Source organism: Streptosporangium sp. NPDC050284, assembly GCF_044459525.1.
In the GTDB taxonomy this organism is placed as follows: Bacteria; Actinomycetota; Actinomycetes; order Streptosporangiales; family Streptosporangiaceae; genus Streptosporangium.
This window is the reverse complement of record NZ_JBITIZ010000007.1, coordinates 424,764-440,011: the sequence shown is the minus strand read 5'-3', so window position 1 is coordinate 440,011 and position 15,248 is coordinate 424,764. Positions and strand designations below refer to the sequence as shown.

16 protein-coding genes are annotated in these 15,248 nt (G+C 68.8%); 5 read left to right on the top strand and 11 right to left on the bottom strand.

Translation table 11 applies throughout. The features are described from left to right. Positions 1–75 precede the first annotated feature (75 nt). The 11 genes from rplS to ACIBH4_RS19425 form a co-directional block, all read right to left on the bottom strand. On the bottom strand, positions 76–429 hold the full coding sequence (gene rplS / locus ACIBH4_RS19475) for a 50S ribosomal protein L19 (RefSeq protein WP_362504980.1): 354 nt from the start codon (positions 427–429) through the stop codon (positions 76–78). Positions 430–613: 184 nt separating this feature from the next. Further along, entirely contained in the window at positions 614–1,423 is an 810-nt protein-coding gene (gene trmD / locus ACIBH4_RS19470; RefSeq protein ID WP_362768098.1) for a tRNA (guanosine(37)-N1)-methyltransferase TrmD, read from the bottom strand. Between the two features lies 1 nt (position 1,424). Beyond that, the gene (gene rimM / locus ACIBH4_RS19465) at positions 1,425–1,979 is read right to left on the bottom strand and encodes a ribosome maturation factor RimM (RefSeq protein ID WP_362504974.1); all 555 of its coding nucleotides are present in this window, start codon (positions 1,977–1,979) and stop codon (positions 1,425–1,427) included. Positions 1,980–2,072: 93 nt separating this feature from the next. Then, on the bottom strand, positions 2,073–2,315 hold the full coding sequence (locus ACIBH4_RS19460; protein WP_329091253.1) for an RNA-binding protein: 243 nt from the start codon (positions 2,313–2,315) through the stop codon (positions 2,073–2,075). Position 2,316: 1 nt separating this feature from the next. Further along, positions 2,317–2,820: a 30S ribosomal protein S16 gene (gene rpsP, locus ACIBH4_RS19455; RefSeq protein WP_350948696.1), complete on the bottom strand. Its 504-nt coding sequence runs from the start codon at positions 2,818–2,820 to the stop codon at positions 2,317–2,319. Positions 2,821–3,074: 254 nt separating this feature from the next. Further along, entirely contained in the window at positions 3,075–3,221 is a 147-nt protein-coding gene (locus tag ACIBH4_RS19450) for a hypothetical protein (RefSeq protein WP_362504970.1), read from the bottom strand. Between the two features lie 428 nt (positions 3,222–3,649). After that, a complete protein-coding gene (gene ffh, locus ACIBH4_RS19445; RefSeq protein WP_362504967.1) occupies positions 3,650–5,209 on the bottom strand; it encodes a signal recognition particle protein in 1,560 nt (519 codons plus the stop codon). Positions 5,210–5,294: 85 nt separating this feature from the next. Beyond that, positions 5,295–5,888 (bottom strand): ATP/GTP-binding protein, encoded by a 594-nt coding sequence (locus ACIBH4_RS19440; protein WP_012888558.1) that lies wholly within the window; start codon positions 5,886–5,888, stop codon positions 5,295–5,297. After that, entirely contained in the window at positions 5,869–6,225 is a 357-nt protein-coding gene (locus tag ACIBH4_RS19435; protein ID WP_386201755.1) for a DUF742 domain-containing protein, read from the bottom strand. Before ACIBH4_RS19435 ends, ACIBH4_RS19440 begins: the two co-directional genes overlap by 20 nt. 168 nt (positions 6,226–6,393) lie before the next feature. Continuing rightward, positions 6,394–6,807, bottom strand: a complete 414-nt coding sequence (locus ACIBH4_RS19430) for a roadblock/LC7 domain-containing protein (RefSeq protein WP_326646986.1) — start codon at positions 6,805–6,807, stop codon at positions 6,394–6,396. Positions 6,808–6,850: 43 nt separating this feature from the next. Continuing rightward, positions 6,851–9,844 (bottom strand): nitrate- and nitrite sensing domain-containing protein, encoded by a 2,994-nt coding sequence (locus ACIBH4_RS19425; RefSeq protein ID WP_362504961.1) that lies wholly within the window; start codon positions 9,842–9,844, stop codon positions 6,851–6,853. 668 nt (positions 9,845–10,512) lie between these two features. Between ACIBH4_RS19425 and ACIBH4_RS19420 the strand changes: the two genes are divergently transcribed. From ACIBH4_RS19420 to ACIBH4_RS19400, 5 genes are all read left to right on the top strand, one after another. Continuing rightward, on the top strand, positions 10,513–11,499 hold the full coding sequence (locus ACIBH4_RS19420; protein ID WP_362504958.1) for an ABC transporter substrate-binding protein: 987 nt from the start codon (positions 10,513–10,515) through the stop codon (positions 11,497–11,499). Continuing rightward, positions 11,496–12,284, top strand: coding sequence for an ABC transporter permease (locus tag ACIBH4_RS19415; protein WP_362504955.1), 789 nt, complete (start codon positions 11,496–11,498; stop codon positions 12,282–12,284). The genes ACIBH4_RS19420 and ACIBH4_RS19415 overlap by 4 nt, the downstream gene beginning before the upstream one ends. Beyond that, positions 12,284–13,075 carry an ABC transporter permease gene (locus ACIBH4_RS19410; protein ID WP_362504952.1) on the top strand — a complete coding sequence of 264 codons (792 nt, stop codon included), beginning with the start codon at positions 12,284–12,286 and terminating at the stop codon, positions 13,073–13,075. The genes ACIBH4_RS19415 and ACIBH4_RS19410 overlap by 1 nt, the downstream gene beginning before the upstream one ends. A 9-nt stretch (positions 13,076–13,084) precedes the next feature. Continuing rightward, positions 13,085–13,867 carry an ABC transporter ATP-binding protein gene (locus ACIBH4_RS19405; protein ID WP_362504949.1) on the top strand — a complete coding sequence of 261 codons (783 nt, stop codon included), beginning with the start codon at positions 13,085–13,087 and terminating at the stop codon, positions 13,865–13,867. 66 nt (positions 13,868–13,933) lie between these two features. Next, a complete protein-coding gene (locus ACIBH4_RS19400; RefSeq protein WP_362768095.1) occupies positions 13,934–14,938 on the top strand; it encodes a methyltransferase in 1,005 nt (334 codons plus the stop codon). Positions 14,939–15,248 lie beyond the last annotated feature (310 nt).

Sequence of the window (15,248 nt, the reverse complement as noted above, 5' to 3'; positions counted from 1 at the left end):
TCAAACCTCCTTACATGCGACTGGCCCGCTCCCCGGTGAAGGGGGCACGGGCCAGGCCGACGGGCGCTGACGCGCCTAGCGGGCTTCGCGCTTCTCGCGGATGCGGGCGGCCTTGCCGCGCAGGTCACGCATGTAGTAGAGCTTGGCGCGGCGGACGTCGCCACGGGTCACGAGGACGATCTTCTCGATGACCGGGCTGTGCACCGGGAAGGTCCGCTCGACGCCGACGCTGTAGCTGACCTTGCGGACGGTGAAGGTCTCACGGGAGCCGCCGCCCTGGCGGCGCAGGACGAAACCCTTGAAAACCTGGACACGGGACCGGCTGCCCTCGATGACTCTGACGTGGACCTCAAGCGTGTCACCGGGCCGGAAGTCCGGGATGTCGGTGCGGAGCGAGGACTTCTCAAGCTCGCTGATCAGCGTGTGCATGGCAGTGGTACCTCATTTACGAACGCACCCGGAGGTCCATCCGGCCGCGACGGAGCGGCGTCGCGATGGACACGCGTGCTGAAGTGGACTATGTCTCGGAGACCGCGATGAGACCGGTCCGGGGACCGGATGGGCAGTCGGCGGCAACGCTTCAGTCTGCCATATTTTCCCGACCGACCGGAAATCAACCGGTCAGAGCGGCCGGTCCGGGGGAACCCGCCGAACCCGCCCCGGGCAGATCCAGCTCCGCCAGGACCCGCCTGTCGTGCTTGTCCAGGCTCTCGGGGTCGAGCGCCGCCAGCAACTCCGGCCGGTTTCTCGCGGTACGACGCAGCGCCTGGTCGCGCCGCCACCTGGCGATCTTCCCGTGGTGCCCGGAGAGGAGGATCTCCGGCACCTCGTGCCCCCGCCACTCGGGCGGCTTGGTGTAGACGGGACCCTCAAGGAGGTTCTCCATGGCGCCGGGCGCGAAGGAGTCGTCCACGGCCGAGTTGACGTTGCCGAGCACGCCCGGCAGCAGCCGCCCGACGGCCTCGATCATCACCAGCACCGCCACCTCGCCCCCGGCGAGCACGTAGTCACCGACGCTGACCTCGTCCACGCGCATGCGGGCGCCGTACTCGGCCATCACCCGGGAGTCGATGCCCTCGTAGCGGGCCGGGGTGAACAGCAGCCACGGCTCGGCGGCGTACTCCATCGCCAGCCTCTGGGTGAAGGGCACGCCGCTGGGGGTCGGCACGATCATCCTCGGAGGTCCGGCCGGGCCCGAGGCGAGGACCGCGTCGAGAGCCTCCCCCCACGGACCGGCCTTCATGACCATGCCGGGACCACCGCCGTAAGGGGTGTCATCCACGGTGCGGTGCACGTCGTGGGCGTGGTCGCGGAGCTGGTGGAGGTGGACGTCGAGGATGCCGCGCTCACGGGCCTTGCCGATGAGGGAGACGTCGAGGGGGGCGAAGTACTCGGGGAAGATGGAGATGACGTCGACACGCATGTCAGACCATCTCGTCCGGGTCGAGCAGTCCGGCGGGGGCGTCCACGACGAGGACGCCCTTGGCGAGGTCGATCTCCGGGACCAGCGCCTTGACGAACGGCACGTAGACCTCGGCGACCTCGGCGACCGCGGCACCCCTGGCGGCCCCCGGCTTCCCTCCGCGCCGTACGACGAGCAGGTCCTGGCCGTGGTGGAGCACGTCGGACACCTCTCCCACCGGCTCGCCGTCCGGCTTGACCACGGTGAGGCCGATGAGCTGGTGGTCGTAGAACTCGTCGGGATCCTCGGGGGGCGGGATGTCGTCCGAGTCGATGACGAGCATGGTGCCGCGGAGTTCCTCGGCCCCGTCGCGGTCGGTCACGCCCTCGAACCTGACCAGCAGGATCCCGGAGTGCCAGCGGCGGGACTCGACGACCAGCGGGCCTGTCGACGCGGGATCCGTGACCAGTGCGGTGCCCGGGGCGAAGCGCCTGTCCGGCTCGTCGGTGCGCACCTCCACGGACACGTCCCCGCGGAGTCCGTGCGGGCGGCCGATCCGGCCTACGACGAGCTGCACGCCCGCCTCCTCACGTAATGGTGTCTGTGAAAAACGGACGGGCCACCCACACTGGGCGGGTGGCCCGTTCGCTCGATGGACGCGTCTCGCCGGCTAGCGGGCCTCGTTCAGGTCGAGAAGATCGACCCGGACGTACTTGCCGTCACCAAGAGCGTTCACGACCGTGCGAAGCGCCTTGGCCGTCCGACCGCCGCGGCCGATGACCTTACCGAGGTCCTCGGGGTGGACCCGGACCTCAAGCACACGCCCGCTGCGGATGCGGCGAGCGTGAACCTGGACGTCGTCAGGATGCTCGACGATGCCCTTCACCAGGTGCTCGAGGGCCTCCTCGAGCACCTCAGGCCTCGCCTTCCGGCTTCTCCTCGGCGGCCGCGGTGGGCTCAGCCGGGGTCTCGGCGGCGGCCTCTTCGGCCTTGGGGGCCTCGGCCTTGGGAGCGGCCTCTTCAGCCTTGGGAGCCGACTTGCGGGTCGACTTCTTCGGCGTGGTGGCGGCCTCCAGGGAGAGCGACTCCTTGGCCGCGGCCTCGTAGACGGCGTGACGGTCGGCCTTGGGCTCGGCGACCAGGAGCGGGGCCGGAGCCGGCTCGCCCTTGAACTTCTGCCAGTCGCCGGTGAGCTTGAGGAGCTTGAGCACGGGCTCGGTCGGCTGCGCGCCGACACCCAGCCAGTAGGCCGCCCTGTCGGAGTCGACCTCGATGCGCGAGGGGTTCTCCTTCGGGTGGTACAGGCCGATCTCCTCGATCGCCCGGCCGTCACGCTTGGTGCGGCTGTCGGCGATGACGATGCGGTACTGCGGGTTGCGGATCATACCGAGCCGCTTGAGCTTGATCTTGACTGCCACTGGTGTGGTCTCTCCTGCATTAGAGCGTGGGTGAGCGGCGTCTCATCGAGTGGGGCACGAGGAGAGGACCGTCCAAGGGACAGGCATGGCACGTGGGAGTGAGAGGGCAACCACGTGTCACGATGTTCCAACATGTCATTGTGCCAGACGTGCGGGGGTGCCCTGCCAACTCGCGGCCATCCGGTACGGCGGCCGGAGGGCAAATCTCGGTAATCCCCGTGTGTCCGGGCCCCCCTCCGGGGCGGCCTGGTGCGCTAAATGGCCGCCGTGGCAACCACCCTCAGATCTCTGCTGCTGACCGCGACCGGATCCATCACCGTGCTGGGCACGGTGCTGGCCATCAGGGCGACGACTCCGGCGGGCCAGGCCGACGTATCCCCGGCGCCCGTCTCGTCCCCCATCGGGGGTTCTGCCGGAAGCTCCGCCAGGACCTTCGGAGGACTTTCGGGAGGCGCAGGGGGCCCAGAAAACTCAGAAAGCCCGGAAAACGCGGAAAGCCGGGGAGCACCCGCCTCACCGGTGATCCCGGTCCCGTTGGAGGCCTCGGCCCCGCTGGGACTTCTGCCCCCGTGGGGGATCCCGGTCCCACCGGGGGCACCCGCACGGGCTGCGCCCCCGCCATCCTCGCCGTCCCTGGCCCCCCCGCTCTCGCCCTTGGCGCCCGTGCGGCTTCCCCCGCCGTTCCCGCTGTACGAGGGGGAGGCCGGGGCGCCGAGGTGGGAACACTATCTGGGGCGCACCCCGAGCAGTTCGAACACGGCGACGAGGATGAACCCCCCGACGATGATCACCCAGATCCACCTGGCGCGCGCGTGGAACCCGTCATCGCTCATTTCTGGCCGGGAAACTTGAACTTCGAGGGGTCGAAGCCCGGCGGCAGCTCCATGCCGGGCGGCAGCTGCTGCCGGGAGCCCAGCTTGCCGAGGAGTCCGTTACCCGCGGAGGGCGCGGGCTCGTCGGTTTTGCCGGGGGCGGCCTTGCCAAGCGCGGCCTTGCGCGGGTCTCCGCTGACCCTGCGCCCCTTGGCCGCCTTCTTCTGCGCGGCCTTGCCACCCTTGCGACCACCCGGCATGCCGGGGATGCCCATGCTTCCGGCCATCCGCTTCATCATCTTCTGGGCGTCGAAGAAGCGGGTGACCAGGCCGCTCACCTCGGTCACCGTCACGCCGGAGCCCTTGGCGATGCGGGCTCGGCGAGAGCCGTCGATCATCTTCGGGTTGTGACGCTCGGCGGGGGTCATCGAGCGGATGATGGCGGCGATGCGGTCGAGGTCGCGGTCGTCGACCTGGTTGAGCTGATCGCGCATCTGCCCCATACCGGGCATCATCCCGAGCAGGTTCTTGATGGGGCCCATCTTCTGGACCATCATCATCTGCTCAAGGAAGTCTTCCAGGGTGAAGTTCTCGCCCGAGGTGAGCTTGCTCGCCATCTTGGCGGCTTCGGCCTCGTCGAAGGTCTTCTGGGCCTGCTCGATCAGGGTGAGGATGTCACCCATGTCGAGGATGCGCGACGCCATCCGGTCGGGGTGGAAGGCGTCGAAGTCCTCGAGCTTCTCACCGGTGGAGGCGAACATGATCGGCCTGCCGGTGATGTGGCGGACCGACAGGGCGGCGCCGCCGCGGGCGTCGCCGTCGAGCTTGGTCAGCACGACGCCGTCGAAGCCCACGCCCTCCATGAAGGCCTGGGCCGTGGAGACGGCGTCCTGGCCGATCATGGCGTCGACGACGAACAGGACCTCGTCGGGCGAGACCGCGTCGCGGATGTCGGCCGCCTGCTTCATCAGCTCCTGGTCGATGCCCAGGCGGCCCGCGGTGTCGATGATGACGATGTCGTGCTGCTGCCGCTTGGCGTGGTCGATCGACTGACGGGCCACCGCGACCGGGTCGCCGACGCCGTTGCCCGGCTCGGGCGCGTAGACCGCGACGCCCGCGCGCTCGGCCACGACCGAGAGCTGCTGGACGGCGTTGGGCCGCTGGAGGTCGGCGGCGACGAGTAGCGGCGTGTGGCTCTGTTCCCGCAGCCAGCGGGCGAGCTTGCCCGCCAGGGTCGTCTTGCCCGCGCCCTGCAGGCCCGCGAGCATGATGACGGTCGGCGGGTTCTTCGCGTAGCGAAGCCGCCGGGTCTCACCGCCGAGGATCTCGATGAGCTCGTCATTGACGATCTTCACGACCTGCTGCGCCGGGTTCAGCGCCTGGGAGACCTCGACGCCGCGGGCGCGCTCCTTGACCTGGGCGACGAACGCCTTGACCACGGGCAGCGCGACGTCGGCCTCGAGCAGCGCGATACGGATCTCGCGGCAGGTCGCGTCGATGTCGGCATCGGACAGCCGACCCTTGGATCGAAGGGAGGAGAAGACCGATGTCAGCCGGTCGGAAAGCGTCTCGAACACGTGATTGGCCAGCCTCTGCGCTACAGGTCTGCGACTCGACCTCCCAGCCTATCCGCTGGGAGGTGCGACTGACGCCCTCCCTCGGTCAGCGACCCCAGCCGGGGACGGCCATCCGCATGGTGAGCGCGTGCTCGACAAGCGTGATGAGCGTGGCCTTCACCGCGTCGCGCGAGCGGGCGTCGGTCCGGGAGATGGGGATGTGAGGCGCGAGTGTCAGAGCCTCGCGTACCTCCTCCTCACCGTGGAGGTAGGTGCCGTCCCAGCCGTTGACCGCGACGACGAAGGGGAGTTTGGCCTCCTCGAAGTAGTCGATCGCCGGGAAGCTGTCGGCGAGCCGCCGGGTGTCGACGAGCACGATCGCACCGATCGCGCCGCGCACCAGGTCGTCCCACATGAACCAGAACCGGTGCTGACCCGGCGTACCGAACAGGTACAGGATCAGGTCACGGTCCAGCGAGACACGACCGAAGTCCATCGCGACCGTGGTGGTCGTCTTGTTCGGTGTGAGGCCGAGGTCGTCGATCCCGGCGCTGGCGTCGGTCATCACCGCCTCCGTGGTCAGCGGCAGAATCTCCGACACCGCCCCCACGAAGGTGGTCTTGCCGACACCGAATCCCCCGGCGACGACGATTTTCGTCGATGTCAGGCCGCCGCCGCGGCTAGAGCCTGCGAAGTCCACTGAGCACCCTTTCCAGCAGGTTGAGATCCGGCTTACCCGCGTCCAGCTGCGGCTGGTGGATCTGCACCAGGCCCTCGGCGGCCATGTCGGCCACCAGGATCCGGGTCACGCCGAGCGGGATGCGGAGCATCGCGGAGATCTCAGCGACCGAACGCACTTGCCGACACAGGCCGCTGATCGCCTGATACTCCGGGGTGCGGGTGGATAAATCATGATGTATGGAGGTCGCCGAGGAGACCAGGGCCTCCAGGGCGAGTTGGGTCCGGGGGGCTGTGCGCCCCCCGGTCACGGCATACGGACGGACGAGGGAGCTCTGCTCCGACGGCGCCGGGTGCATGAGATGCGAAGGAGCGCCCTGATTCCGGTAGGGGTCGTCCATCGATTGATAGGGACCGCCCTGTTGCCGATGGGGGTCGTCCATTGATTGATAGGGATACCCGCCGTGCGGGTCCCCCTCACCGATCCAGCCACGGCCTGCCACGGCAGCCTCCTCGCGTCATCGCCGTTACCGTGAATGGGAAGACTGCAGCTCAGCGCGAACGGCAGGAGTCAGCACCTGGCCCGCCCGCTCGACGAGCATCGTCATCTGGTAGGCCACCAGTCCCATGTCACAGTCAGCGGCGGCCAGCACCGCCAGACAAGAACCGTCACTGATCGACATGATGAGGAGCAGCCCTCGCTGCATCTCCACCACGGTCTGGGTGACCGCTCCGCCCTCGAAAACCCGGGATGCCCCCTGGGTCAGGCTGATCAAACCCGCCGCGACCGCGGCCAACTGGTCGGCTCTGTCCCTGGGAAATCCGTCCGAATACGCCAACGGCAGACCGTCTGCTGACACGACGACCGTGTGCGCCACACCCGGGACGTTGTTCACAAAGTCGGTGATCAGCCAATTGACCCCCCGGGCGGCCTGGCTCATTTCGCGCACGTGTCATCCTCCTTGGCGACCATGATGAGCTCGCTCACCGGTCCTCCTTGTTTCCTTCAACGTCCCGGCCGAAGTCGGGATACGGCCGCCCGTCTCCGGCTCCGCCCCTGGCGGCCGCGCGCCCCTGCCGTACTCCCTGCTGGAAGCTAGCCAGCCTGTTGCGCACCGCCTCCGGGGAGATCGTCGGCCGGTGCACGGGAGCTTGGGGTGCCGCGCTCAGGTCGGGCGCGGCCGTACCGGGTACCAGGTTCGCCTTGGGCACCCGCTTGGGCAGCCCGGAACCGGTGATCCCTCCGAGTGAGGGTTCGCTGGCGGCCTTGGCCGCCTGCCAGCCCACGTCGGCGGGCGACGACCAGCCGTTCCCCTGGGCGGGGGCGGCCGGCTGCGAGAGCTGGACGGTCTCGTGGGCGACCTGGGTCTCGGGGACCGCCTCGGTCCGTTCCTGGACGGCCGGGGCCGGCTCGACCTTCCTGAACCAGTCGGACTCGACGGCCGCGAAGATCGGCAGGAACTCCTCCTTCGCCTCTTCCATGGGCGAGGAGTCGGGGATCACCGGCAGCGGGCCGGTGTTGTCCGCCGGATCGAAGACGCGCCGCCCGAACGGCCCGGAGTCGCCGGTGGACGGCCATCCCCCGGAGTCGCCGCGTGAGGCGGCCGACCAGACGTCGGAGCCGCTGTCCCTGCTCTGCTGCCCGCCGGGCCAGACGGGGGCGTCGCCACGCGCGGGCGCGCCCTGGCCCGCCGACCACGTCCCCACCTCGCCACGGGGTCCGCCCCGTCCCTGCCACCCCGAGGGGTCGGGCTGGGAGACGTTCGGCCAGCCGTTGGGATCCGCGCCGGGCGGCGGTACCTGTCCCGGCCAGGGGGTGTCGACGGGCGCCTGCCCGAACTGGCCGCCTCCGAGGGGGGGCTGCGAGGCGTCGAAGGAGTTGAACTGCTGCCCCAGGTCGAAGGAGGCGAACGAGTTCTGGTGAGCCGCCTCGAAAGAGGCGAAGGACGGTATCGGGGGGGCCGCGGGGCTGGCCAGCACGGGCGGGCGGTCCATGGAGGCCATCGACCCGGCCCAGTCGCCGCTCTGCATGCCACCGGGAGGCCCGCCCGGACGGTTGGCGACGGCGAGCAGGTTCTCCGGGAGCAGGACCATCGCGGTCAGACCGCCGCTGTCCTGCTGCCTGAGCTGGACGCGGATGCCGTGCCTCAGGGCGAGGCGGCCGACCACGAACAGGCCCATCCTGCGGGAGACGGAGACGTCCACCACCGGCGGGTTGGCCAGTCGCCAGTTGGCCTGGGAGAGCTCCTCGGCGGTCATGCCGATGCCGATGTCGGTCACCGAGACCATCACCCCGCCGCCGTCGATGCGGTTGCTGGAGACGATGACCTTGGTCTCACGCGGGGAGAAGGAGATCGCGTTCTCCACGAGCTCCGCGATCAGGTGGACGACGTCGTTGACGGAGGTGCCCGCCACGGACACTCCCGCGGACAGCTGCAGGTCGACCCGCTCGTAGTTCTCGACCTCCGACAGCGAGGCGCGGACCACGTCGATGAGCGGGACCGGCTGGCTCCACCGGCGGGCGGGCTCCTGGCCCGCGAGGACGAGGAGGTTCTCGGAGTTGCGGCGCATGCGGGTGGCGAGGTGGTCGAGGCGGAAGAGGCTGCCGAGCCGACCCTCGTCCTGCTCGCCCTGCTCCAGGCTCTCGATGAGGGAGAGCTGGCGCTCGACCAGGGTCTGGCTGCGCCGGGAGAGGTTGACGAACATCGAGTTGACGTTGCTCCGCAGCGTGGCCTCCTGACCCGCCAGTCGCACGGCCTCGCGGTGGACCTCGTCGAAGGCCCGGGCCACCTCACCGATCTCGTCGTCGGAGGCGACGCCGATCGGGGTGATGTCGGTGGTCGAGACCTCGCCGCTCTCGCGCATGGTCTGGACGGTCTCGGGAAGACGCTGGCCGGCGATGGACAGCGCCTCGGTGCGGAGCCTGCGCAGCGGCCTGACCAGCGAGCGCGCCATGACGGCGGTGATGATCAGGACGAGGAGGAGCAGCAGCCCGCTCAGCCCTGCGGCGATCAACGCGCCGCGCTGCTCGGACGCCTGCAGGACCTCGCTCTGCATGATGAGGGCGCCGGCGACCTGTTCCTCCACCGTGCGCATGCGCTCGATGACGTGGTTCGAGGCGTCGAGCCAGGTCGCCTGATCGGTGAGCGCGCTTTTTGAGACGTCGACGTTCCTCAGCGGCTGGCCGTTGAGCGCCATGAAAACGGCGCGGGCGCGCATCGCCGCCGCGCGGTCCTTCTTCTGGCCGCTGACCGTGTCGTCATAGAGCTGGCGCTGTTCGACCGACGCCTCGGAGCGGAAGGTCGCGAGCTCTCCGTCGAACTGCGCGCGGGCGGCCAGCATGGCGTTGAGGCCCTCGGCGCTGAACCCCCTGACGGCGAGGGCGACGGCGAGGTTCGCCCGCTCCCTGGACACCTGTTCCTTCGCCCTCGCCAGCGCGGCGAACGCGACCGCGCCGCCGGCGAGCTCCTGGTCGGAGACGCCCTGGATGATCTCGTCGTGCAGGGCGAGCAGGTCCGCGATGGTGCGGGAGTACATGGCGATCGTGGGCTGGGCCGGGAGCTGGGTGTTCTCCCCCGAGGCCAGTTCGCGCACACTCTTGATCTCGTCGATGCGACGGCGGATCTGGGTGAGCTCGGTCTCGCCCCGAGTACCGAGGGTCTCCAGCAGACCGCTGTCGGCCATCGCGGCGTTGACGCGGGGGCTCACCTGCCCGACGGCCTCGTCGACCTCTTCGTACTGCTTGCGCAGGTTCGGCTTGCCGGTGGACGGGCGGCCCTGCGCCACGAACCTGGCCGACAGGTCTCGCTCAAGCTGCAGCTCGTCGACCAGGTCGCTGAGACCCGCCGTGAGCTCGGCGGTGGTGCGCACGCGCTCGTAATCGGCGGCGCTGCTGATCGAGCCGGTGACCCGCAGGCCTCCCAGCACGATCGCGGCCACCGTGGGAACGACGATGAGCGCGATGAGCCGCGACCTCACCCGCCAGTTCCTGAGCGCTAGCTTGCTGCCGTTTCTCGCGGACTCCTCGGAGTCGCGACCGTCGAGGTCCTGACCCGGGCCGCTCCGCGGCCGCCCCCCCTGGTTGTCGAATCCCAGGGCAGGTGCCGGCCCGGATCCGCGTTCGCTGGGGATTGACGCTGTCCTCACTGGCCTCCGCTGCCTCTCCTCGGATCGTCTGCTTGGAGGGGATCGCGTCACGCAGATGATGTGCGAGTGACGCCGACGCATCCATGGGGTAGGGGTTATTGGAGCACAGCCGGATCAGTTCGGCCAACAGCACATAACTCGCATTCTTCACTTAACGGGTACACAGCACCCGTAACCGGGCGATGACTCTCCGCCCTGTAACCACAAACTTCCACAAAGTTGCCAAACAGATTTATTGACATCTTTCGCCACGCCCGCTATATCCGCTCATCCTGTGATTGATACGCATGTGACAGCAGGGGCATCTATGACCGCTTTGTGGCTTCGGGGCGATAGGGGCGAAAGAGGTGATATTTGTAATTTGACTGATCTACTCCGCTACTCTGATCCGCGGTCGGCATACCCCCCTTGACCAACATGCCTCCCGGGACCCCCTCTATGTCGCCCGATGAGTTATCGCGAGTTCCGGCAAGGGCGGTCAAACGCAGCTAAGGAGACCCATGAGGTTCAAACTTGCGAGCCGGGCCGTCATCGCAGGAGTGGCCGCGGCCCTCGTGCTCACCGCCTGCGGAGGATCTGACACCCCCACTGACACCACCGCCGCGAACGCGGGTGGCTTGGAGAAGGCCAGCCTCAAGATGGGGGCGCTGCCGATTCCCGACTCCGCCGCACTCTACATCGCCAGAGACAAGGGCTACTTCAAGGAGGAAGGGCTCACCGTCGAGATCGAGCCGGTGCCCGGCGGCGCCCAGGCCCAGCAGGGCCTCATCGGCGGCAGCCTGGACGCCACGCAGACGAACTACGTCTCCACCTTCCTCGCCGTCTCCAAGGGCCAGAAGATGAAGATCATCTCTGACCTCTACCAGGCCGCCCCGAACTCCTTCAACCTCATGGTGCCGAAGGACTCCACGATCAAGACGCCGGCGGACCTCAAGGGCAAGAAGATCGCGGTCAACAGCAAGCAGAACATCGGCACCCTGGCGGTGACCACGGTGCTCAAGACGCACGGCCTCACCGAGAAGGACGTGGAGTTCGTTGAGTTCCCCTTCCCCGAGATGGGGGCCCAGCTGGCCAGCGGGGTCGTCGACGCCGCCTGGATGACGGAGCCGGCCCTCACCGCGGCGCAGAAGGCCATCGGCGCCCAGAAGCTCGCCGACACGATGGTCGACTCCACCGCCGACTTCCCCATCGCGGGAGTGGCCGTCACCGAGAAGTTCGCCACCGAGAACCCCAAGACGGTCGCCGCCTTCCAGCGGGCGATCGCCAAGGCCCAGCAGATCGCCGCCACCGACCGCAAGGCCGTCGAGGAGATCCTGCCGACCTACACCAAGATCGACGCGGCGACCGCGGCCGTCATCACGCTCGGCTCCTTCCCCACCAGCCTCGACGAGACCCGCCTGCAGCGGGTCGCCGACCTCATGCTTGAGCAGGGCTACCTCACCAGCCCCATCCAGGCCAAGTCCATCCTTCCCGGAAACCTCGGGTGACACGGCGCAACCCGCTCGACAGCAGACTGCTCTGCGGCGCCCTCGGCGTCGCAGGGCTGTTCTGCGTCATGGAGGCCGCGGGCCGGGCCGGGCTGATCGACCCGCTCTCGTTCCCGCTCGCCTCCACGGTGCTCGGCCGGGCGGCCGCTCTCGTGACGGACGGGGAGTTCCTCTCCGACGTCGCCTCGACCCTCGGCGCGTGGGCGACCGGGCTGCTGCTCACGGTCGCGATCGCGGTGCCCGCCGGGTTCCTGCTCGGCAGCCTGCCCCGTGTGGAGAGCGCGCTGCGGCCGATCGTGGAGTTCCTGCGCCCGATCCCGTCGATCGCGCTGATCCCCCTCGCGCTCGCCGTGTTCTCCGACAGGTTCGACATGAAGGTCACCCTGGTCGTCTACGCGGCGACCTGGCCCGTCCTGATCAACACGATGTACGGCCTCAAGGACGTCGACCCGCTCGCCAAGGAGACGCTCCGCAGCTTCGGGTTCGGGAAGCCGGCCGTGCTGTGGCGGGTCTCCCTGCCGAGCACCGCGCCGTTCATCGCCACCGGTGTCCGGCTGGCGTCGGCGATCGCGCTCATCGTGGCGATCAGCACGGAGTTGATCGGCGGCGGCTCCGACGGCATCGGCAGCTACGTCCTGGAGAGCGCGGGCGCCGTGGACACCACGGAGTACGTCATCGCCGCCGCCATCTGGGCCGGTGTCATCGGGGTGGTCACCAACGGCCTGTTCGTGCTCGCGGAGCGGCGGCTCTTCCGCTGGCACACCGCCCGTACGGAGGTGGTGTGATGAACGGCGCGATGCGTGCCGTCGGCCGGCTGTGGCCGGTGCCGGTCGTCGTGATGCTGTGGGAGCTGGTCACCCGCTACCTGGAGATGCTGAGTTTCCCTCCCCCGTCGCAGATCGCCGCCAGCGGGTACACGATGTGGCTGACCGGGCCCGCGGAACAGCTCTGGCTCACCGACGCGGCACTGGAGAACCTCCCGGCGAGCGTCGGCCGCCTGCTGGCCGGATGGGTGCTGGCCGGGGTCGTCGGGATCGGCCTCGGGGTCGCCCTGGGCCGCTCCCCGCTGCTCTTCCGTCTCGTCGATCCGCTCGTCCAGTTCGCCCGCGCCATCCCTCCTCCCATGCTGCTCGCGCTGTTCCTGGCGCTGTTCGCCATCGGCCCCCGGATGCAGATCAGTTTCATCGCGTTCGGCATAGTCTGGCCGATCCTGATCAACGCCTGCGACGGCGCCAGGCACGTCGACCGTCAGCATCTGGACACCGCGAGCGTCTTCGGGCTGTCGGGCCGCGAGCGACTGTTCCGGATCATCCTGCCCTCGGCGATGCCGAAGATCTTCGCCGGTCTCCGGGTCAGCCTGTCGCTCGCGCTGATCCTCATGGTGCTCTCCGAGCTGATCGGCAGTGTCGACGGGATCGGCTTCCAGCTCCTGGACGCCCAGAGATCGTACGACTTCCCCGGCGTGTGGGCGACCATCGTGGTGCTCGGCGTCCTGGGATACGCGCTCAACTCGGCGTTCCTCGCGGCCGAGCGACGTGCCCTGTCCTGGCACCGATCCGCCAAGCAGACGACCTGAGGACCTGTTGTGCTCGAAATCACGAACCTGTCCCATACCTACGGCAGCGGTCCGGGCGCGCACAACGCGCTGGGCGGCATCAATTTGAAGGTCGCCCAGGGCGAGCTGGTGTGCGTCGTCGGCCCCTCCGGGTGCGGCAAGTCCACCCTGCTGCGCTCCATCGCGGGGCTGCTCCGGCCCAGCGGCGGCCAGGTCACGCTCAACGGCGCCCGTGTGGAGCGGACCCCCGACAATCTGGCCGTGGTTTTCCAGGACTACAGCCGGTCCCTGTTCCCCTGGATGTCGGTGGCCGACAACGTCTCGCTCCCGCTGCGCCGCAAAGGGCTGGACAAACAGCGGCGCAGGCAGTCGGCGCTGGAGGCGCTGGAGGAGGTGGGCCTGCAGGGCGCCGCGGCCAAATACCCGTGGCAGCTCTCCGGCGGCATGCAGCAGCGGGTGTCCATCGCCCGCGCGCTCGCCTACCGGCCCGCCCTGCTGCTGATGGACGAGCCCTTCGGCTCCGTCGACGCCCAGACCCGCGAGGATCTGGAGGACCTCACCCTGCGGGTTCGCGGACTGCACAACATGACGATCGTGCTGATCACCCACGACATCGACGAGAGCGTCTACGTCGGTGACCGCGTCGTGGTCCTGTCCAAGGCCCCCGCCGGGATCGTGGGCGACCTGCGCGTGGACCTGCCGGGCCCTCGCGACCAGATCACCACCCGCGAGCACCCCGACTTCGTACACCTGCGCGCCGAGGTCGGACGTCTGGTACGCGGCATGCGCAGCCCGTCGGCCTCGACCCACTGAAGACGACACGACCTTCGCAAACACGGCTCCCCCTCCGGCCCGCACCCCGGAGAAGAGAGGATTCTCATGAGCGACCCACAGGCACCGGTCTGGGATGCGATCGGCGGTGTATCCCGTTTCGCCGCCCTGGCCGCGATGGCCGAACTGGGCTGCGCCGACCACCTGCGAGACGGCGCCCTCACCATCGACGAGCTCGCGCTGCGCTGCGGCGCCAACGCGTCCGCTCTGGGCAGGATGCTGCGCCAGCTCGCCTCCATGGGCATGGTCGCGACGACCACGCCCGGCACGTACGAGCTGACCGAGGCGGGTGCCGTCCTCCGCGACGACACGCCCGGCTCGTTGCGCTCCGCCGTACGGATGATCGCCGAGGACGGCTTCTGGTACGGCATGGGCAAGCTCCCGCAGACCGTTCGCACCGGAAAGTCGGCCTTCGTGGAGCGGCACGGACCCCTCTACGAATACCTCGGGGCCCACCCCGAGGCGGGCGCGCTGTTCGACGACTACATGGTGGCCAGGGCACAGCCGTTCGCGGACGCGGTGGCCTCCCGCTACGACTTCTCCGGCCTGCGGACCCTGGTGGACGTGGCCGGCGGCAAGGGGCACATCCTGGCCGCGGTACTGAAGGAGTATTCAGATCTCAGCGGGGTGCTGTTCGACCGGGAACGCGTGGTCAGCGGGGCTCGCAGGTTCTTCGCCGAGGCAGGCCTTGAAGATCGGTGCAGTTTCGTCGAGGGCGACTTCTTCGTCTCCGTACCCGCCGACGCGGACGCCTACCTGCTGAGCAGCGTGATCCACAACTGGTCCGACGAGGACTCCGTACGGATCCTGCGCAGCATCAGGGAGGTCATCCCCGACGAGGGCCGGGTGCTGATCGTGGAGTTCGTGGTCCCGGACGACGACCGGCCGCACATCAGCAAGGACGTCGACATGCGGATGCTCGCCCTTTTCGGCGAGGGTATGGAGCGCAGCACCGGCGAGTACGCGGAACTCTTGGGTAAGTCGGGTTTCCGGCTCAACCGGCAGATAGAACTCACCGCAGGTTCCTCCATCATCGAGGCTCTGCCGATGTAGGAATGCGAACGACGGCCGGTGGCGTGAGGTTCACGCCACCGGCCGTCGCCGTTTCGTCCGCCTTTCAGGCGGAACCTCTTTCACCCGCGACCGCCTTTCACCCGGGATCGCTTTCGCAGGCCGTTTTCACGCGCGGCCGTTCCCATCAGGATCGCCCTCATATGACCCGCCTTTCGCATCGCCCGGCTTTCGTTCGGCGCCGTTTTCCGCACAAAAAGGAAATGGCCACCGTGAAATCGGTGGCCACATGAGCGATTGACAGCGCGTGCCGTCGGACCGCGGGCGAAGACGGGTGTGGGCCCCGCCCTCT

Coding starts and splice junctions, on each gene's coding strand:
- rplS (WP_362504980.1), bottom strand. CDS start 429: ATGCACACGCTGATCAGCGAGCTTGAGAAGTCCTCGCTCCGCACCGAC.
- trmD (WP_362768098.1), bottom strand. CDS start 1,423: ATGCGTGTCGACGTCATCTCCATCTTCCCCGAGTACTTCGCCCCCCTC.
- ACIBH4_RS19450 (WP_362504970.1), bottom strand. CDS start 3,221: ATGGGGGACGAGACGGGCGCCGGGGATACGTCGGCCTGGCCCGCCGGA.
- ACIBH4_RS19435 (WP_386201755.1), bottom strand. CDS start 6,225: ATGCACCCGGCGCCGTCGGAGCAGAGCTCCCTCGTCCGTCCGTATGCC.
- ACIBH4_RS19430 (WP_326646986.1), bottom strand. CDS start 6,807: ATGAGCCAGGCCGCCCGGGGGGTCAATTGGCTGATCACCGACTTTGTG.
- ACIBH4_RS19420 (WP_362504958.1), top strand. CDS start 10,513: ATGAGGTTCAAACTTGCGAGCCGGGCCGTCATCGCAGGAGTGGCCGCG.
- ACIBH4_RS19410 (WP_362504952.1), top strand. CDS start 12,284: ATGAACGGCGCGATGCGTGCCGTCGGCCGGCTGTGGCCGGTGCCGGTC.
- ACIBH4_RS19400 (WP_362768095.1), top strand. CDS start 13,934: ATGAGCGACCCACAGGCACCGGTCTGGGATGCGATCGGCGGTGTATCC.